Raw genomic sequence first — 16,984 nt, 5'->3', positions numbered from 1 at the left:
GCCACGGACGTACTCGCACGAGAGTGCCGAGCACATCCAACTCACGACCTAGGTTGATATCCCCGATATCCAGTCGAGGAAAAACGCGCTACGGACGAAGCCCTCGCGCTTCCCACCGCTGACCTCTCCCCCTTGAGGGTGCCGTCGGGCATTCGCTCTGCCGTCTTCCGCAGTTCGCACCCGAACGCGCCCCGTGCCAGGATGTGCCCACCCGCTTCGAGGGCTGCAGGTGCTGGACCGTCAATCCATCGCCTGCGAATGGGCGATGGCGTGTCGCCCCACAGAAGCGCAGCGGCGACCGCGGCGACGATGCCAAGCACGTGCCTTGGTCGGGAGCGCCGCACCACCCATAGTGGCGAATTCGGGTACGAAGGCTCTCAACCGACCATCATGCGGTCACGTCCGCGGCCGCCCGGCCCGTCCTGACCGACGTGCGGTGCCGGCGACGGGCCCTGCGGCGCTCCTTGCCCTCCTCGAAGAGCAGGTAGAGCACAGGCACGAGGACCAGCGTCAGCAGGGTCGATGAGACAAGACCGCCGATCACCACGATCGCGAGGTCCTGGCTGATGAAGCCGCTGGAGCCCGTCACGCCCAGCGCCATCGGCGTCAGGGCGAAGATCGTCGCGAGCGCCGTCATGAGGATCGGGCGCAGGCGCTGGCGCGCGCCGTTGAACACGGCATCGCGGACACTCTGCCCCTGCTTGCGGTACTGGTTGACGAGGTCGATCAGCACGATCGCATTCGTCACTACGATGCCGATCAGCATCAGCATGCCGATGAGTGCTGAGATCCCCAGGGGCCTGCCGGTGATGAGGAGCAGCGCGATCGCACCCGTCGCAGCGAATGGGATGGACACGAGCAGGATGAGCGACTGCATGAGCGAGCCGAACGTGCCGACGAGCAGCAGGAACACGATCGCGATCGCGACCAGCATCGCGATGCCGAGCTGCTCGAACGACTCCTGCTGCGTCTCGGCGAGTCCGCCGATCTCGGCGCTGGTGCCGTCGGGCAGGTCGAGCGCATCGACTCGCGACTGCACCTCGGCCGTGACGGGGCCGAGCTCGCCCTCGGCGGGCGTGATCGAGACGGTCGCGACGAGGTCGCCGTCCTGGCGGGCGATCGAGGTCGGCACGGTGACCTCCTCGACGGTCGCCAGCTGGCCGAGCTCGACTACGCCGAGCGCTGTGGGGATCTCCATCGACCGAAGCTCGTCGACCGTCTCGGGTGCCGGGGCGCCCTCGACGAAGATGCCGAGCTCCCCGCCGTCGATCGCCACCGTGCCGATGCTCTGCGGCGAGAGGATGCTGGCGACCATGCCGAGCAGCTGGATCTCGGTGAAGCCGCGCTGGAGCGCGGCAGTGCGATCCACCATGATCTGCACGGTCGGCTGTGCCGGAGCCACATCACTCGTGAGCTCGGCGACGTCAGGAGTGCCCTCGAGGGCGGCGAGGACGTCGTCGGCCGCATCGGCCAGTTCGGCGTCGTCTTCGGCGCGGACGAGCACGTCGATCGAGCCGCCGAAGCCGCCCATCGCTGCCGGATCGGTCAGGCTCACCTCGCCGGGCAGATCGAGCTCCGCGAGCCGCTCGCGCACGTCGTCCCGCAGCGCCGTCTGGTCGGCGTCGGGATCGGTGTTCACGATGAAGGTCGCCGCGCCGCCGCCGAGCATCGCCGCGAAGCCGCCGACGGAGCCGCCGCTCGAACCGGCCATCAGCATGACGTCCTCGACACCCTCGGTCTCGCGCAGCGCATCCTCGACCTCGCGTGTCTCTTCGGAGACGGTCTCGAGGTCGGCCCCGGCCGGGAAGGTCTGCGTGGCCATGATCATGTTCTGGCCGGTGCTGCCGAGGAAGTCGACCTTGAGCAGCGGCACCAGCGCGACGGTGATGGCCAGCAGCACGGCAGAGGCGACGATGGTGAGCACCGGTCGTCTCTGGGTGCCGCGGAGGATCGGCGTATAGGCGCGCTGCAGCCAGGACCGGCGCTCCTTCTCCTCGGCCTCGCGACGCACCTGGTCGGGGTCGGTGGCGCCCTTGGGGCGACCGAGGAGCCAGTACGAGAGCACCGGCACGATCGTGAGCGCCACCAGCAACGACGACAGCATGGCGATCGCGACGGTCAGTCCGAACGGGGCGAACAGCTCGCCGACCAGCCCACCGACCAGTGCGATCGGCAGGAAGACGGCGATCGTCGTGAGCGTCGACGCCGTGATTGCGCCGGCGACCTCGCGCACAGCGGTGAGGATCGCATGGCGCTTCTCCTCGCCGTACGAGAGGTGGCGCTTGATGTTCTCGATCACGACGATCGAGTCGTCGACCACGCGCCCGATCGCGATCGTGAGGGCGCCGAGCGTGAGCATGTTCAGCGAGTAGCCGCCGAGGTTCAGGCCGACGAACGTGACCAGTACGGACAGCGGGATCGAGATCGCCGTCACGATGGTCGAACGGAGAGAGCCGAGGAACACGAGGATCGCGACGATCGCGAACAGCAGACCGAGCAGGCCCTCGGTGGCCATGTGCTCGATCGACTCCTCGATGAACGGCGCTTGGTCGAACACGACCGTGAGCTGCAGTCCAGGGTTCTCGTCAGTGAGCGCCGCGATCGCTTCCTCGATCGCGTGCGAGATCGCCACCACGTCGCCGTCCTCCGCCGCGGTGATCGAGATCGAGAGCGCCTCGTCGCCGTTCATGCGCGTGATCGACGTCTGCGGCTCCACCGCGAGCTCGACCTGCGCCACCTCGCCGATCGAGACGACCGTACCGGGCTGCGTCGAGCTCGCGAGCGGCAGCTGCTCGATTGCCTCGACCGAGTCGACCGGGTCACCGCCCTGCACGGGCAGCAGTTCGCCGTCCTCCGACACGCTGCCCATCGGCAGCGTCATGCCGTTGGCCTCGAGCGCCTGGGAGATCGCCTGCGGGCTCAGCCCGTTCGCGCCGAGCGCCGCGGCGTCGGGCGAGATGACGACGCGCTCCACGGCGCCGCCGGAGACCTCCGCGTCCCGCACCCCCTCGATCGCCTCGAGACGCGGCACGACCGTGTCGGTCAGCGTGGCGGAGATCTCGGCGATGTCCTCGTCGTCGGACGATGCCGTCATGAAGATCACCGGGATGGCCGACGTGCTGCCGTCGACGACGTTCGGCGTGGCGTTCTGCGGCAGCGCGACACCGTCGATCGCCTGCTCCACCGACTGGCGGAACTCCTCCACGTCGGTGCCGTAGGTGTAGGCGATCGATACCAGCGACATGCTCGAGGATGAAGTGGCCACCACCTGCTCGACGCCCCCGAGCTCCGCGATCGCCCGCGAGATGGGCACGCTGACCTGCTCGTCGATGACCTCGGGACTCGTGCCGGGGGCCACGGTGACGACGGTGGTCTGCGGCAGCTCGAGGGCTGGGATGAGCTCCTGCTTCAGCTGCGTCATCGAGAGGACGCCGAACGCGGCGATGAGCAGTGTCAGCAGCGCGACCACGGTGCGGTTAGCCAGGCTGAAGCGAGTGAGTCCGGACACGGAGTACCACCAGAGATCTAGGAGAGTGTGTTCTGTGCGTCCGCAGTCATCGGCGCCGCGCGAAAAGGTTAGCGCAACGCTACACATCTGGCCGCTATGGCGTTGCTGTGCCCGCTCGGCGCGCCAGCGGCTATAGCCTCAGGAGGTGGACCATGACGACCCCTCGGAGCGCGATTCCGTGCTTGGCGAGCTGCTACGGCTGCAGCGCGAGCTCGAGAACTCCGCCATCCCGGGTGCGCTCAAGCCCATGCTGGACATGCAGCTCACCATGCAGCAGCTGAAAGTGCTCGCGATCGTCGTGACCGAGACCCGAGGCGGCAGCATCCAGTCGCTGGCGAAGACGGTCGGCGTATCACTCGCCACGATGTCCGGCATCGTCGACCGGCTCGGCTCGCAGGGGATGATCGAGCGCTCGGCAGATTCCAACGACCAGCGCGTGCGCCGGGTGGTCGCCACCGAGAGGGGACGCGAGTCCATACAGCGCGTGCTCGCAGCGCGACCGGAGCTCGGCCTGCCGCTACTCAACCGCCTGTCCCTCGACGACCTCCGCGCGCTAGTGCAGGGCGTCCGCGCGCTGGTGAACGCCGTCCGGGAGGGCGTGGCCTGACCGCGCAAGACCGGGTCCTTTCGGAACGTGGGGCACTCCGTGACCGTCTCAGCAGCGTCCTCCGTCAGTCCCCGCCCAACCAGGGCGCCGCCCTCGCGCCGTGCCGTTCGGCACCGAGCAGCGCCATCGCAGCGGCATGCCGCAACCGAGGGAGCCCGCGCGGACTCTCCCGGACTATCGGCCGCGGTTCTGGCGCGCGATCTCGCCGCAGCGCCGGACCGGCGATTCGCGCCGCTCTGACGCCGTCCGTGCGCCTTCGGCGCCTCCTGCGGGTGCCGTGCCTGATCTGCGTCGACCAGCAGGCGATCGCGCACCTGCTCAGCAGCTGAGTGCTGCTTCGCGGCCTCGGCACGGTCGGCCGCTGCGCTGTGGCTCGCGTGCAGGATCTCGGTCGTGCACAGGTCGGTCGCGTCGACGTCGACGCCGACGCCGAACCGCTCCTGCACTTCGCGCTTGACCACTTGCGCGGCTGCAGCCGCCTCCCCGTCGTGGGGCGCCCAGGTCTGGGCGACTTCCACGACTCGGGCGACCTGCTGCGAGCTCACGCTCCCCCACCATTCGGGCCGGTGGACGGTCGCGAGCTCGGCGCGCGCAACGAGCCGCTGCGCAACGAGCCGCTGCGCTGGGCTGCGGCCTCATCGAGTGCCCTCTGGGTGACCTTCGCTACCTGCCGGCCGAGCTGCGCTGCGACCGTCAGCGCGGTCCGCGAGAGACCGTCGCTCAGGTCGCCGATGCCGTCTCTTGCGTCCATCGTGCTCTCCTACCGCTCAGGTGTCGTCGTGTCGGGAACTCGCTGCTGCTGCGTGTCGGTGTCCGTCCGCGGCGTCACCGTGGCCGGAAGCGGCGAGCGGATGGTCGCGGGCGCCGCCAATCCCTCGCTCGCTCGTCGGATGTGTTCGGGGATCTCCCGCTGTTGCTCGTCGGCCCCGCGATTCGGCGGGCCGGCGGCGACGGTCACCGGACGCGGTTGCTGCGCGTTGAGCGTCTGCAGCCGCCCCTCGACGCCCTCGTGCAGCGCGCGGGAGGTCCGTGCATCACGCATCGCGCGATGCATCTGGACGACCGCGCGGGCGAACATGATCATCTGCTGCATCATCGCCAACTGAGCCGCCATCGACTGCGGCCCGCGTCCTGCGGCCGCATCTCTTGCGGCGCCGTGCACGACCACGCGGCCAGCGTGCCGGCGCCGTCACGCGCGAGTTCCGCCCACTGTCCGCGATCCTCGACGGGGATGCTCGCAAGCCGATCGTTCATCAGCTGGAGTCGCTGCGTTGCAACCTCCCCAGTGCTGCCCGTCCGCTGGCTGTCGCTCCCGGCCTGGGGCGGCAACGCGCCGGTGGCGGTTGGCGGCGTTCCATTCCGCCACTGCCGCGCTCGCCGCGTCGGGGGCTATCGGGCCACGACTGCCGCAGCGCGGGCAGGCTGAGATCGAGCGCGAGCCTCCCACCCCGTACCAGATCGGCCCCTCACCACTCCCCCGCTGCGGCCGCAGCGCGACCGAGTAGCCGGCCACGACGTCCGTGCGCTGCGGCGCATAGCGCGGCCGCACGAGCACGTCGGCGGCGCGCATACGGCGCAGGCCTGCTGGCCACCTTGATCCCGCTGGGCGTGTTCTCGGGCGCGTTCGGCTCTCTGCTCGGCGAGCACCGCGGCGCGCTGATCACCACCGTTGGTGCTGAACACGCTCAACAGCGACCAGTTCGTCGGCAAGCCGCCGCTGCAGGAAATCCGACGGTGGAACACCGCCGCGGAGATCAGCGCGCGTCGTGGGATCGGTCCTGGCTGCGGTCCAGCAGGTACCCGGCGGCGATCAGCGCGAGGAAGAATCCGCTCCCGAACCGCTCGTTGATCCACACTCCTTTTACTCTGGGTATCAGCTCGGGGAACTCTGATTCGAGCCCCTTCGCTCCCGGGAACAGGAAGCTGAGACCCATGGCCGCCCAGAAGACCGCCGGCAGAAGGGCCCCGATCCGGCGGTTGTCTCGTGGTGAGCCACCGCGTCGGCCGAGATAGTAGAGCGATGCGGAACCGAGCAGCATCCCGACCGAGATGGTCAGCGCGTCATGGAACTTGGCGTGCGGTGTCCATGCCGAGTTGAACAGGTGGGTGCGATTCCAGTCCGCAGCGAACCCGCCGACCGCCGTGATTCCGGCAGCCGCCCGGAGGATCCGCCGACCAGCTCGCATCACTCCACGCTACCCGCGCGACCGCCGGGCGGGGAAGAGCTGCGACGAACACACACATTCGTCCACGGTGCTGCCGCCACCTGTGCCCGGCCCGCACTGAGGCGCTCGCGCCCGAGCTCCGGGGTTTCGCTTGCAACGATGTCCGACATCGTGGACCGGCTGGAAGCGCACGAAATGGTGCGGCGGGAACCCGATCGGAGCGATCACCGTGTCCGGAGGGTCGTCGCCACAGCGGTGGGTCGCGATACCGTCCAGCGACTTCTGGCCGCCCGTCCGCAACTGAGCCGCCCACCGCTGGAGCGGCTGCGGCTGCACGTCCTGCGCGCGCTGACCCAAGGGATCGCGGCTTGGCTGGAAGTGGCACGCGAGTTCGGTGAGGGACCAAGCGAGCAGACCAATTGATGCGCCAGACCCCGTGACGGTGGCTGATCTCCACTCCTACCGCCAACGCGAGCGTGTCGGTGTTGACGCCGAGACCGAGGCCCGCCAAACTCCAGCAACACCTCCAGGTGGTCCCATACTCGTGGCAACACGGTGGCCCCATCACCTCGGCAAGCGACACAAAACTCAAGGAGACACGCATGGATAGGCTGGCTGACAAGGTTACGGTTATTACCGGCGCGGCGTCGGGTCAAGGGAGGGCGGCGGCATCACTTTTTGCCCGCGAAGGTGCACACGTAATTGTCGCGGACTTTGACGAGGAGGGGGGACGCGAAGCTGCCGAGACCATCGTCAAAGACGGCGGCAACGCATCATTCTTCAAGGTTGACGTCACGTCTGAGGAGCAGGTGGCTGCGCTCATCCAGCACACTGTCGACGTCCACGACCGACTTGACGTCATGTACAACAACGCCGGACTTGTGAGGATGGCGCCCATTGCCGACCTGTCCACTGAAGACTGGGACTTTACGGTCCGGTTCGAGCTCACGCAGGTGTACTACGGTGTAAGTATGCTCTGCGCGCCATGAAGGAGCGCGGTTCCGGGGCCATTATCAATACTGCCTCCACCTCAGGCATGGTTGGCATCCCGACGCACGGGCCGCACGCCGCGACGAAGGCGGGTGTCATTGGACTCACTCGCTCCATCGCCGTGGACTATGGTGCGCAAGGCATCCGCTGCAACGCTCTGGCCCCCGGGTTCGTGCCATTCACCAAGCAGACAGCGGAGCTGTCCAATGATCACTTCATGCAGATGATGCTTGCAGTCCAACCCCTCAAGCGGCCTGGCACGCCCGAGGATATTGCGGCTGCAGCTCTCTTCCTCGCCTCGGACGAGTCCTCGTGGGTAACGGGTCAGGTTCTCGCCGTCGACGGCGGCCACACGGCCATGTAACTGGTAGCCACGGGCTGGTCTTGCTGGCCGGCAGCAGCGTCCCCCTACCCGGGCATCCGGCCCGCGGTGGGGGTGATGGCCTACCCTGGGCTTCGGCGATCGGGGTGCCGTCGATGTCGCGCAGGGATAGAGCTTGCTGTCGCGCATGCAGACAGCGATCTCCGGCTTTGGTGATTGAGGGCTCGACCTTGCTCCCCCCGGACTGACCGTGGGCACCAGTCCCGTGTAGGCGGGGACCGCAGCCAGTAAGGTGACCGGGGGGTCGTCGATCCGGCCGCCGATGAGCGCACTCATCGCCGGTCTGCCACGGGGGGTCGAGGCGCGACTATCCCGCCGGGGTCAGCATCGGCGTTGAGGTTCGCGACGCGCTTGTCTATGTGCTGGATCTGGCGGGTCAGGAACAGCGTTGCTTGCTCGGCCTTGGTGGGGTGCTGCAAAATGCCCCGGGGCAGCATCGAACGGGTACTGGGTCACTCGAGCGCTGACCGTGCAGGCGCGAGCTCACGACCCAGGTTGGTATCCCCCTAAACAGTTCGGCGGATTCGGCCCCTCTCCCGGTAGTTGACCCACGGGTCGGAGAGGCGCTGACCGTCGATGCCGATGGGTGGACTCTCGGCGAGAGTGGGCCAACCAGATCGTCAAGTTGGCGGACGCGCCTCACCAGCATGACCGGATGGAACGGGCCGGCAGTCGTCAGAGGCCGCGCGGGCCGTGGAAGTGCTGCAGGTCGACGACGAGGAACAGTGCCCGTGCGGTGAATAACCGGCCGCCGGACGAGTCGACCCCTTCGGCTGTGAGGAACAGCTTGCGGTCCTCGCGCCGATCGAGCCGCGCGGTGATTTCGCAGATCGCTCCGACGGGGACCGGTCGGTCGTAGTCGACGGTCAGGCTCCGGGTGACGGCCGGCTGCCCGATGAGGTACCCGATGAAGCCGAAGACGTCGTCTAGCACCGTTGCGATGGCTCCGCCGTGGGTGATGCCCGGTGCACCGGCGTGGCGTTCGTCGAAGATGTGGCGTGCGTGCAGCGCCCCGCCTTCCAGCCGGACCTCCAGGTGGTGGCCGTGGGGATTGCTGTCCCCGCATCCCAGGCAGTTGCGGTGATGCTGGGGCAGAGGGCCATCGTGCGGCGGTTCCCAGGTCATCTCGGCCTGCTCCCAACCGGTGGGACGCCGGAACGGGTCTGGCGCGGTCATGCCGGAGTGGTGGCCGAGGGCCGGTCTCGCCTCTGACGCATTGCCGTGCTGGCCCGTTCGGTCAGATTGTACAGGACCGGGAAAGGCACCAGCGTCAGCAGGGTGGAGGTGGTCAGTCCGGCGGTGAAGACCAGGGCCATCGGCGTCAGGGCACCGATGGTCGCCGCCGCGGTCATCGGATCGGTCGCAGCCGGTAGCGCGAGCCCTCGATCACGGCCGCCATAACCCCTGCGATCTCCGCTTCGGCGCCGTCGGGCACGGCGAGGGCGGCGAGCTGCAGCCCGGGTGGTGATCCCTCCGAGGTTCTGGTCGGTCGCGGTGGCGGCGCGGCTGGCGGGGCCCAGGCGAGCAAGGTGAGTCATGAGGTCTCCCATATAGTCGATGCCAGGTGAAGAGTAGGGGTAGACATAAGGATCGGAACTGGTTCGGGAGCTTCGCGAGCCTGAACTTGGTCAACACTAGGAGAGAACGGTGGTCGAGCGACGTGAGACGCTCGAAATCCCGGAAAGCATCGCCCACTGGGCCGTCTGCCAAGGGGCTGATCGCCGAGCCGTTCTCTGCCGGGGGAGCTGGACTCGAGGAGGTCCAATGCTTCCGAGAAACGCTGCATGCGCGGGCGATGCAGTCAAGCATGGATTCCGCGGCCATCGACGTGGTCAACCGCTACGCGCGGAGTCTGCCCTTGTGCTCGGTGCCGGGTCAGGCGCGCCGAGCGGCAGCTCGTGCTCGATCGCCTGAGAGCCCAAGGGAGTGATCTTCACGCGAAGCGGGTCCGGGCGACCTCCCGACACTCCAGGACCGTCGATGTAGCCCTGCTCTTTGAGCCATCTGCCCACCTCGTGTAGATCCTCCTCAGCTACCGGCTCGCCGAACCAGTGAGCGCCCGCGGCTGAACCGCTGTCCCAGTCCACGTCATGCTCAAGCTCGTCGGCGCGCTGCGCCGCCGCCACCTCGTGCGCCTGCTGCACGACCTTCGCGACCTGCTTGCCGAGCTGCGCTGCGACCGTGAGCGCGGTGCGTGACAGGCCGTCGCTAACCTCGTCGGTGCCGTCGCTTGCTTCCATCGCCCCCTTCGTCTGCTCAGTTGTATTGGTCTTGTCGAGGTTCTGCGCTGCTGCTCGTCGACGTCCGTGCGCGGCGTCGCCTTGGCAGGCAGCGGCGACCGGATCGTCGACGGCGCGGCCACCCCCTCTCTGGCTTGCCGGGTGTGCTCGGGGATCGCCCGCCGCGCCGCCTTAGTGCCGCGCGGAGGCGCGGCGCCTACGGTCACTGGCCGGGCTGCTGCTGCTCGTAGGGCGCCTGCAGTCGTCTCGCGACGCCCTCCTGCAGGGCGGTGGCGGTGCGGGCATCCCGCACCGCGCGATGCATCTGCACGACGGCGCGACCGAACATGAGGAGCTGCTGCAGCATCGCCAGCTCCGCCGCCATCGACTGCGGCCCCCGCGACGCGGCCGCGATCACCAGCGCGGCGCCGGCGAACGGTTGTGTCGTCGGTTGTCGAACGCTGGCTCGGCTTCTTCGACGACGTTGACGTAGTTCGTCAACGATCCAGCCGGCGGTGGTCGCGGGCGAAGCGTTCCCCGAGCTGTCCTGATCCCCGGTCCTCACACGGTGTCTTGTGTGTCACCGATCAGATGCGTTCGACCCGTCGTCCGCGACGAGCCCAGCCTCGACAAGCGCGGCCCGCACAACCTTGCGGTCCACACCCATCCGCCGCCCGATCGCCCGCATCGAGACACCTGCTCGCCGAAGGCGCACGGCCTCCGCCTTCTCGTCGATACCCAACCCTGGACGACGCCTCGGCACGTTCCGGCGACGAAGGTGCGAGAACACCGTGGCGCGGTGGACGCCGTACCGCTCGGCGAGCGCCTGGACGCCTGTCCCGGCCAGGTAGTCGTCGGCGAGAGCATCCACCTCCACGGCCGTGAGAAAGGTTTGAGCCGTCTCCACAGTCCTCACGACAGGGCCACGACCGTCCTTCGGGGCGCTATCCTGCGGACGCCGCGAGACCTCGTAGACCCCACGATTCAAGCGGTTGACAAGGGTTTTCGTCTTGGGGGCGGAGTTGCCGAACGTGCTACCAAGGCACCCAGATGAAGGCCCGGAGGAGATCCTCCGGGCCTTCACTCGTGCTCGGGCGCCGCATCCCGCGCGCGACGGATGCGGATCGGCCCGCGCGCGAGCTCGGGGTCGACCTCGCTCCCCCGCTGCGTGATGACGACCTCGCCGCGCTCGACGAGCCGCGCGGCGGCCGCCCGCGCCTCGTCCATGCGCGGTCGCCAGGCCGCTGGGCCGCCGCCCGCGACGCGCCGTGCCGCATCGCTCGGGCAGATGGTGGCGCCGTCGCGGCGCTCGGCGAGCAGCGCGAGGATGGCCGCCTCCATCGCCGCGTCGTCGGCGCTCATGCCTCGCGCGGCAGGATCTCGCCGATCGGCTCGCGCTTCTCGGCCTGGAAGCGGTCCTCGGTGCGGCCGAGCGCCCAGTACCCCGAGAGCGACACGCGGTCGCGGGGCAGCCCGCGCCGGCCGAGCAGCTCGTCGCGCATCGCCTTCATCGACTCCCGCTCGCCGTGCACGAACGCGTGCACCCTCCCCTCCGACAGCGAGAGCGCCGCGACGGCGTCGGCGAGCAGCCGGGTCGTCGCGGTGCTCGGCTCGCCGCGGTGCAGCCAGCGCACCTCGACGCCCGCCGGGTGCCGCAGCGGGATCTCCTCCGACGCATCCCGCGCCTCGAGGATCGCGATGCCGAGCGCGTCGGCCGGCAGGGCCTCGAGCGCGCTCGCGATCGCGGGCAGCGCCGACTCGTCGCCCGCGAGCAGGTGCCAGTCGGCCGTCGGGTCGGGCGAATAGGCGCCGCCGGGGCCGCTGAGCACCACGCGCTCCCCCGGCTGCGCCCGGGCCGCCCACGGGCCGGCGATCCCCGCGTCGCCGTGCACGACGACGTCGATCGCGAGCGCGTCGTCGGCGACCGCGCGCACCGTGTACGTGCGCGTGACCGGCAGGTCCTCGGGCGCGAGCGACTCGCGCAGCGCCGCGAGGTCGTAGGGCGGCTCGAGGCCGAGCTCGGGCTTCGCGAACGAGAGCTTCACGTAGGCGTCGGTGCACGCGTTGGGCGCGAACGTCGCGAACCCGCCCCCGCCGATCCACACGCGCACGAGGCTCGGACCGATGCGCTCGGTGCGGATGACCTCCATGACGTGCTGCGGACGCTTCGGGCGGGGCGGGCGGCCGGGGATGCTCATGGTGCTCCCGACGCTAGCAGCGGGCTCGCGCCCGGCGGCCGTCGATAGGCTCGAGCGCATCGCGCACAGCCGAGGGGGACGCATGCTCGAGATGGGCCACGAGGCGTTCGAGGAGCTCGTGACGGAGGTGCTCGACGCGCTGCCGGACGAGATGGTCGAGGATCTCGACAACGTGGTGTTCCTGGTCGAGGACGAGCACCCCGAGGAGGACCTGCTCGGCATCTACGAGGGCGTCGCGATCACCGACCGCGGGCAGTACGGCTTCGGCGAGCTGCCGGACCGCATCATGGTCTACCGGCTGCCGCACCTCGACGCGAGCGAGACGCTCGAGGAGCTGCGCGCCGAGGTGCGCACGACGCTCGTGCACGAGATCGCGCACTTCTACGGGATCGACGACGAGCAGCTCCACGAGCTGGGGTGGGCGTAGCCGCCCACCCCTCGCTCGCTACGCGGCAGGCGTCGCGTCGGCGAGCGCCGTGGTGTCGATGACGAAGCGGAAGCGCACGTCGCCGTCGACCACCCGGTCGTACGCGGCATCCACGTCGTCGATGCCGATCCGCTCGATGACGGCGCCGATGCCGTGCTCGGCGCAGAAGTCGAGCATCTCCTGCGTCTGCCGGATGCCGCCGATGTTGGAGCCCGCGAGCACCTTGCCGCCCATGATGAGCGAGCCGAGGTGCAGCGGCTGCGGCGCCGGCGGCAGGCCGACGTTCACCATCGCGCCGTGCGGCTTGAGGATCGACAGGTAGGTGCCGAGGTCGAGGTCGGCGCTCACGGTGTTGAGGATGACGTCGAACTCGCCCTTGTGCGCCTCGGCCCAGCCGTCCTCGCCGGTCGCGATCGTGCTGGCGGCACCCAGCTCCTTCGCGAGCTCCGCCTTCGCGAGGCTGCGCGAGAGCACCGTGACCTCGGCGCCCTTCGCGGCCGAGAGCTGCACGCCCATGTGGCCGAGCCCGCCGAGGCCGACGACGGCCACTTTCTTGCCGGGGCCCACGCCCCAGCGATCGATCGGCGAGTAGAGCGTGATGCCGGCGCAGAGCAGCGGCGCCGCGACGTCGAGCTCGAGCCCATCCGGGATGCGCAGCACGAAGCGCTCGTCGACCACGACGCGCTCGCTGTAGCCGCCCTGCGTGATGGTGCCGTCGCGGTCGACGGCGGCATAGGTGCCGACGGCGCCGTTCAGGCAGTCCTGCTCCTCGTCGGCGAGGCACTGCTCGCACTCGCCGCACGAGTCGACGAGGCAGCCGACGCCGACGCGGTCGCCGACGGCGTGGCGCGTGACGGCGTCGCCGACGGCCTCGACGATGCCCGCGATCTCGTGGCCGACCGTGAGCGGGAAGGGCGCGGCGCCCCACTCGTCGCGGATGGTGTGGATGTCGCTGTGGCAGATGCCGGCGGCCTGGATGGAGATGACCACGTCGTTCGGGCGCGGGTCGCGGCGCTCGATCGTGGCGACGCGGAACGGCTGGTCGGCTGCGGTCTTCTGCAGCGCCTTCGTCGGGATGGGCATGCGGCCTCCTCGAGGATCGTGCGGCATCGGCGGATGCCGGCGGCAAGCCTACGCGCCGGATGCAGGGAGCCCGCCCGGCGGCGGCCCCGCGGTGTCGCGCACCTCGTCGGCGAGCGCGACCGGGCCGTTGGCGGCGATGTGCGCGTCCTCCTGCTCGCGCCACAGCATCCACCACGAGTCGTCGCCGTCGCGCTCGAGCGCCCGCGCCCGCCGGACCGCCTCGGGCGCCTCCAGCCAGATCGCGAGGTCGGCGTGCTCGCGGCTCTCGAGCGTGAGCGAGCCGCAGCCCTCGACGACGAGCGCCTCGCCGGGCTCCGCGCTGTCCTCGGCGCCCCAGTCGCCCACCGCCCAGTCCCAGCGGCGCCAGACGGCCGTCCGCCCCTCGGCGAGCGGCGCGAGGATGCCGCGCTCGAGCAGGCGCGAGCCGGTCGCGAGGCCGTGCCAGCCGGCGTAGAGGTCGTCCATGTGGATGATGCGCGCACCGGAGTCGGCGGCGATGCGCTCGGCGAGGGCCGTCTTGCCCGAGCCGGAGCGCCCGTCGACGATCGTGATGGTCACTGCGCCCCCTCCCACACCGGTGCGAACGATCCTGCCGCGAGCGACGCCCCGATCGCGGTCGCCGCGACGGCGATGGCCAGGATCAGCAGCAGCGCGTCGACGCGCCCGACGGTCGAGGGCCGCGCCCAGGTGCGCTCGGCACCGCCGAAGCCGCGCGCCTCCATCGCGGTCGCGAGCGTGCCGCCGCGGCGCAGCGCCACCACGAGCAGCGCGAAGGCAGCCTGCAGCGCGCGCCGCACCGCACCCGTGTCGCCGAGGCCCCGCGCCCGGCGGGCGAGCGCGATCTGCCGCCAGTCCTCGGCCAGCACGCCGAACAGCCTCGTGCCGGCGAGCGCCGCGAGCACGAACCGGTGCGGCAGGCGCGCGACCTGCGCGAGCCCGTCGGCGAGCCGCGTCGGGTCGAGGCCCACGAGCGCCACGAGCGTCGGCACGCCGAGCGCGAGCACGCGCAGCCCGATCGCGAGCGCGAGCTCGATCGAGCGGTCGCTGATGGTGGCGAGCCACACCTGGGCGTGGATGCGCCCGGCCGGCTCGGCGTAGAGCAACATGCTCACCGCCGACAGCGGCGCGGCGATGAGCAGCGGCCACGTGCGGCGCAGCACGGTGCGAGGCCCGATGCCGGCGGCCGCGAAGACCACGAGCCACGCGGCGAGCGCGACCGCGGCGCTCACGACGTCGATCGTGAGCAGCATGGGGATCGAGTAGAGCACCGCCGCGAGCAGCGGCGTGACCGGGTTGACCCGAGCGAGCGCGCTCACCGCTCGCCGCCCAGCCGCAGCACGCGGTCGCCGAGCACCCGCTCGACGTCGGCATCGTGCGTCACGGCGACGACGGCGCAGCCGCGGTCGTCGACGAGCGAGGCGATGAGACGCACGAGCTCGCTCCACGTGCGGCGGTCCTGGCCGAACGTGGGCTCGTCGAGCACCATCACGCGCGGCGCGGGCGCGAGCACCGTCGCCACCGAGAGCCGGCGCTGCTCGCCGCCGGAGAGCGTGAAGGGGTTGGCGTCGGCGAGCGCGTCGAGCCGCAGCGCGGCGAGCAGCCCGCCGACGCGCGCGTCGACCTCGGGCTCGGGCAGCCGGAGCGCCCGCAGCCCCGCCGCGACCTCGTCGCGCACGCGCGCGGTGACGAACTGGTGCTCCGGCTGCTGGAAGACGGTGCCGATGCGGCTCGCCAGCTGCTTCGGCCGCCAGCGGATGGGCGCCTCGGCCGCGAGCTCGCGCCGCAGCGGCGCGGTGGCGCGCACGGCGCCCGCGACCGAGGGCAGGAGGCCGGCGAGCGTCAGCGCGAGGGTCGACTTGCCGGCGCCGTTGCGCCCGGTGACGACGAGCGCCTCCCCCGCGCGCACCTGCACGTCGAGCGGCTCGTGCACGGCAGCGCCGTCGCGGCCGGAGCGCAGCGCCTCCCCCACGAGGAGCGCCTCGCCCGGACGCCGGCCGCCGCGGGCGACCTCGACCGGGAGCCCCGGCACCCAGACGCCGTCGTGCGCGAGCTGCGTGCGGTGGGCGTCGAGGACGGCGGCCGGCGAGCCGTCGGCCACCGCTCCGCCGCCTGCCGCGAGCACGACGACGCGGTCGACGACCGGCAGCCACGTCTCGACGCGGTGCTCGACGACCACGAGCGTCGCCCCGGTCTCGGCGGCGACGCGAGCCACGGCATCCCGCACCTCCACGACCCCCTCGGGGTCGAGGTTGGCGGTCGGCTCGTCGAGCAGGATGAGCCCCGGGCGCATCGCGAGCACGCCCGCGAGCGCGAGGCGCTGCCGCTGGCCGCCCGAGAGCGCCGCCGTCGACCGGTCGAGCGCCACGTCGAGCCCGACCGCGGCGAGCGCCTCGCGCACGCGCCGCCAGATCTCGTCGCGCGGCACGGCGAGGTTCTCGCAGCCGAACGCCACGTCGTCGCCGACGCGGGACATGATCGTGTTGGCCTGCGGATCCTGCAGCACGAGGCCGGCGGTACCGCGCAGCCCGGCCGGGTGCGCGCCGTCGACGGCGAGCTCACCGGTCTCGTCGCCCTCGTCCTCGCCGCCGAGCACACCCGCGAGCGCCGCGAGCAGCGTCGACTTGCCGGCGCCCGAGGGGCCGAGGAGCAGCACGCGCTCGCCGGGCTCGACATCGAGGTCGAGCCCGGCGACGGCGGGCACCGTGCGGCCTGCGTGCCGCCAGCCCCACCCGCGCGCGCGGATGCGGGAGCCGGTCACCGGGCGCGCGACCGCCCCGACGCGAAGCGGTCGAGCACGCCGGTCGCGGCGAGCGCCCGCGTCAGCAGCCAGCCGACGAGGCCGGCGAGCAGCGCGCCGGAGACGACGAGGCTGCCGAGGTAGATGCCGAGGAACTCGGGGCTCTTGGCGAGGTTGCCGCTCAGGAACAGCTCGAGCACGAACGCGGCGACGGCCGCGCCGACGCCCGCGAGCATCGCGACCGGCAGCCCGAAGCGGCGGTAGGCGAAGAGCAGGAAGACGAGCTCGGCGCCGAGGCCCTGCGCGATGCCGGAGTAGACCGTCTCGATCGACCACTGGCTGCCCAGCAGCATCGACACGCTCGCGGCGAGCAGCTCGACGAACAGCGCGGCGCCGGGCTTCCGGATGATGAGGCCGCCGAGCACGCCGCCGATGAGCCAGATGCCGACGGCGAGGCCGCCGAAGCCGGGCGTGAGCGCGTCCATGGCGGTGAACCAGGCGTAGCCGACGCTGTTCCAGAGCACGAACAGGAGGCCGGTGGCGACGCCGAGCACGGCGGCGACGACGATGTCGACGACGCGCCAGCGGGTGCGGGTGCGCGCGGGCGCCGTCGACGGGGCGGATGCGGTGGGTGCGGTGGTCATTCGGTGCCTTCCTCGGATGAGATG

Annotated in this window: 19 protein-coding genes and 1 pseudogene; 4 read left to right on the top strand and 16 right to left on the bottom strand. The window is 70.8% G+C overall.

Translation table 11 applies throughout. The features are described from left to right. Positions 1 to 388: 388 nt before the first annotated feature. A complete protein-coding gene (locus AC1RNL_RS11935) occupies positions 389 to 3,508 on the bottom strand; it encodes an efflux RND transporter permease subunit (protein ID WP_364197286.1) in 3,120 nt (1,039 codons plus the stop codon). Positions 3,509 to 3,653: 145 nt separating this feature from the next. Here AC1RNL_RS11935 and AC1RNL_RS11930 point away from each other — a divergent pair, with 145 nt between their 5' ends. Next, positions 3,654 to 4,115, top strand: coding sequence for a MarR family winged helix-turn-helix transcriptional regulator (locus tag AC1RNL_RS11930; protein WP_128190622.1), 462 nt, complete (start codon positions 3,654 to 3,656; stop codon positions 4,113 to 4,115). A 541-nt stretch (positions 4,116 to 4,656) separates the two neighbouring features. Here AC1RNL_RS11930 and AC1RNL_RS11925 read toward each other — a convergent pair. From AC1RNL_RS11925 to AC1RNL_RS11915, 3 genes are all read right to left on the bottom strand, one after another. Beyond that, the gene (locus AC1RNL_RS11925) at positions 4,657 to 4,866 is read right to left on the bottom strand and encodes a hypothetical protein (RefSeq protein ID WP_206446956.1); all 210 of its coding nucleotides are present in this window, start codon (positions 4,864 to 4,866) and stop codon (positions 4,657 to 4,659) included. Positions 4,867 to 4,875: 9 nt separating this feature from the next. Beyond that, on the bottom strand, positions 4,876 to 5,283 hold the full coding sequence (locus AC1RNL_RS11920) for a hypothetical protein (protein WP_364197282.1): 408 nt from the start codon (positions 5,281 to 5,283) through the stop codon (positions 4,876 to 4,878). A gap of 586 nt (positions 5,284 to 5,869) precedes the next feature. Beyond that, on the bottom strand, positions 5,870 to 6,301 hold the full coding sequence (locus AC1RNL_RS11915; RefSeq protein ID WP_364197280.1) for a DUF6640 family protein: 432 nt from the start codon (positions 6,299 to 6,301) through the stop codon (positions 5,870 to 5,872). Between AC1RNL_RS11915 and AC1RNL_RS11910 the strand changes: the two genes are divergently transcribed. Then, entirely contained in the window at positions 6,191 to 6,703 is a 513-nt protein-coding gene (locus AC1RNL_RS11910; RefSeq protein ID WP_364197277.1) for a MarR family winged helix-turn-helix transcriptional regulator, read from the top strand. The two genes, AC1RNL_RS11915 and AC1RNL_RS11910, sit on opposite strands and share 111 nt — an antisense overlap. Before the next feature lie 179 nt (positions 6,704 to 6,882). Beyond that, positions 6,883 to 7,634 (top strand): annotated as a pseudogene (locus AC1RNL_RS11905) (SDR family NAD(P)-dependent oxidoreductase). 693 nt (positions 7,635 to 8,327) lie between these two features. On the opposite strand, the gene AC1RNL_RS11900 reads toward AC1RNL_RS11905, so the two are convergent. The 7 genes from AC1RNL_RS11900 to AC1RNL_RS11870 form a co-directional block, all read right to left on the bottom strand. Continuing rightward, positions 8,328 to 8,828, bottom strand: coding sequence for a PaaI family thioesterase (locus AC1RNL_RS11900; protein ID WP_364197274.1), 501 nt, complete (start codon positions 8,826 to 8,828; stop codon positions 8,328 to 8,330). Next, positions 8,825 to 8,968, bottom strand: a complete 144-nt coding sequence (locus AC1RNL_RS11895; RefSeq protein WP_492935347.1) for a hypothetical protein — start codon at positions 8,966 to 8,968, stop codon at positions 8,825 to 8,827. The genes AC1RNL_RS11900 and AC1RNL_RS11895 overlap by 4 nt, the downstream gene beginning before the upstream one ends. A 516-nt stretch (positions 8,969 to 9,484) precedes the next feature. Next, positions 9,485 to 9,892, bottom strand: coding sequence for a hypothetical protein (locus AC1RNL_RS11890; RefSeq protein WP_364197271.1), 408 nt, complete (start codon positions 9,890 to 9,892; stop codon positions 9,485 to 9,487). 202 nt (positions 9,893 to 10,094) lie between these two features. Next, complete coding sequence (locus tag AC1RNL_RS11885; protein ID WP_364197269.1) at positions 10,095 to 10,238, bottom strand: hypothetical protein; 144 nt, start codon at positions 10,236 to 10,238, stop codon at positions 10,095 to 10,097. A 213-nt stretch (positions 10,239 to 10,451) separates the two neighbouring features. Then, positions 10,452 to 10,778: a helix-turn-helix domain-containing protein gene (locus tag AC1RNL_RS11880; protein WP_364197267.1), complete on the bottom strand. Its 327-nt coding sequence runs from the start codon at positions 10,776 to 10,778 to the stop codon at positions 10,452 to 10,454. Between the two features lie 173 nt (positions 10,779 to 10,951). Further along, complete coding sequence (locus tag AC1RNL_RS11875; RefSeq protein WP_364197264.1) at positions 10,952 to 11,233, bottom strand: DUF3253 domain-containing protein; 282 nt, start codon at positions 11,231 to 11,233, stop codon at positions 10,952 to 10,954. Next, the gene (locus AC1RNL_RS11870) at positions 11,230 to 12,069 is read right to left on the bottom strand and encodes a siderophore-interacting protein (RefSeq protein ID WP_492935346.1); all 840 of its coding nucleotides are present in this window, start codon (positions 12,067 to 12,069) and stop codon (positions 11,230 to 11,232) included. Before AC1RNL_RS11870 ends, AC1RNL_RS11875 begins: the two co-directional genes overlap by 4 nt. Positions 12,070 to 12,151: 82 nt before the next feature. On the opposite strand from AC1RNL_RS11870, the gene AC1RNL_RS11865 reads away from it, so the two are divergent. Then, positions 12,152 to 12,496 carry a metallopeptidase family protein gene (locus tag AC1RNL_RS11865; RefSeq protein ID WP_128190524.1) on the top strand — a complete coding sequence of 115 codons (345 nt, stop codon included), beginning with the start codon at positions 12,152 to 12,154 and terminating at the stop codon, positions 12,494 to 12,496. A gap of 18 nt (positions 12,497 to 12,514) precedes the next feature. On the opposite strand, the gene AC1RNL_RS11860 is transcribed toward AC1RNL_RS11865, so the two are convergent. From AC1RNL_RS11860 to AC1RNL_RS11840, 5 genes are read right to left on the bottom strand one after another with little or no spacing between them, the layout of a single operon-like run. Then, positions 12,515 to 13,579: an NAD(P)-dependent alcohol dehydrogenase gene (locus tag AC1RNL_RS11860; protein ID WP_246991428.1), complete on the bottom strand. Its 1,065-nt coding sequence runs from the start codon at positions 13,577 to 13,579 to the stop codon at positions 12,515 to 12,517. Positions 13,580 to 13,627: 48 nt separating this feature from the next. Beyond that, positions 13,628 to 14,137, bottom strand: coding sequence for a nucleoside/nucleotide kinase family protein (locus AC1RNL_RS11855; protein ID WP_364197255.1), 510 nt, complete (start codon positions 14,135 to 14,137; stop codon positions 13,628 to 13,630). Further along, the gene (locus AC1RNL_RS11850; protein WP_310124722.1) at positions 14,134 to 14,895 is read right to left on the bottom strand and encodes an energy-coupling factor transporter transmembrane component T family protein; all 762 of its coding nucleotides are present in this window, start codon (positions 14,893 to 14,895) and stop codon (positions 14,134 to 14,136) included. Before AC1RNL_RS11850 ends, AC1RNL_RS11855 begins: the two co-directional genes overlap by 4 nt. Continuing rightward, a complete protein-coding gene (locus AC1RNL_RS11845) occupies positions 14,892 to 16,337 on the bottom strand; it encodes an ABC transporter ATP-binding protein (RefSeq protein ID WP_492935345.1) in 1,446 nt (481 codons plus the stop codon). The genes AC1RNL_RS11850 and AC1RNL_RS11845 overlap by 4 nt, the downstream gene beginning before the upstream one ends. Beyond that, positions 16,334 to 16,960 carry an ECF transporter S component gene (locus tag AC1RNL_RS11840; protein WP_246991436.1) on the bottom strand — a complete coding sequence of 209 codons (627 nt, stop codon included), beginning with the start codon at positions 16,958 to 16,960 and terminating at the stop codon, positions 16,334 to 16,336. The genes AC1RNL_RS11845 and AC1RNL_RS11840 overlap by 4 nt, the downstream gene beginning before the upstream one ends. Positions 16,961 to 16,984 lie beyond the last annotated feature (24 nt).

The sequence above is a fragment of the Agrococcus sp. GW821-FHT14H11 genome (assembly GCF_058803545.1).
This window is presented reverse-complemented; position numbering and strand designations above follow the sequence as displayed.

Excerpts from the sequence above, each read along its gene's own strand:
- AC1RNL_RS11885 (WP_364197269.1), bottom strand. The coding sequence starts at position 10,238 with ATGCTGCAGCAGCTCCTCATGTTCGGTCGCGCCGTCGTGCAGATGCAT.
- AC1RNL_RS11925 (WP_206446956.1), bottom strand. The coding sequence starts at position 4,866 with ATGGACGCAAGAGACGGCATCGGCGACCTGAGCGACGGTCTCTCGCGG.
- AC1RNL_RS11890 (WP_364197271.1), bottom strand. The coding sequence starts at position 9,892 with ATGGAAGCAAGCGACGGCACCGACGAGGTTAGCGACGGCCTGTCACGC.
- AC1RNL_RS11840 (WP_246991436.1), bottom strand. The coding sequence starts at position 16,960 with ATGACCACCGCACCCACCGCATCCGCCCCGTCGACGGCGCCCGCGCGC.
- AC1RNL_RS11865 (WP_128190524.1), top strand. The coding sequence starts at position 12,152 with ATGCTCGAGATGGGCCACGAGGCGTTCGAGGAGCTCGTGACGGAGGTG.
- AC1RNL_RS11915 (WP_364197280.1), bottom strand. The coding sequence starts at position 6,301 with ATGCGAGCTGGTCGGCGGATCCTCCGGGCGGCTGCCGGAATCACGGCG.
- AC1RNL_RS11870 (WP_492935346.1), bottom strand. The coding sequence starts at position 12,069 with ATGAGCATCCCCGGCCGCCCGCCCCGCCCGAAGCGTCCGCAGCACGTC.
- AC1RNL_RS11875 (WP_364197264.1), bottom strand. The coding sequence starts at position 11,233 with ATGAGCGCCGACGACGCGGCGATGGAGGCGGCCATCCTCGCGCTGCTC.
- AC1RNL_RS11900 (WP_364197274.1), bottom strand. The coding sequence starts at position 8,828 with ATGACCGCGCCAGACCCGTTCCGGCGTCCCACCGGTTGGGAGCAGGCC.
- AC1RNL_RS11860 (WP_246991428.1), bottom strand. The coding sequence starts at position 13,579 with ATGCCCATCCCGACGAAGGCGCTGCAGAAGACCGCAGCCGACCAGCCG.
- AC1RNL_RS11895 (WP_492935347.1), bottom strand. The coding sequence starts at position 8,968 with ATGGCCCTGGTCTTCACCGCCGGACTGACCACCTCCACCCTGCTGACG.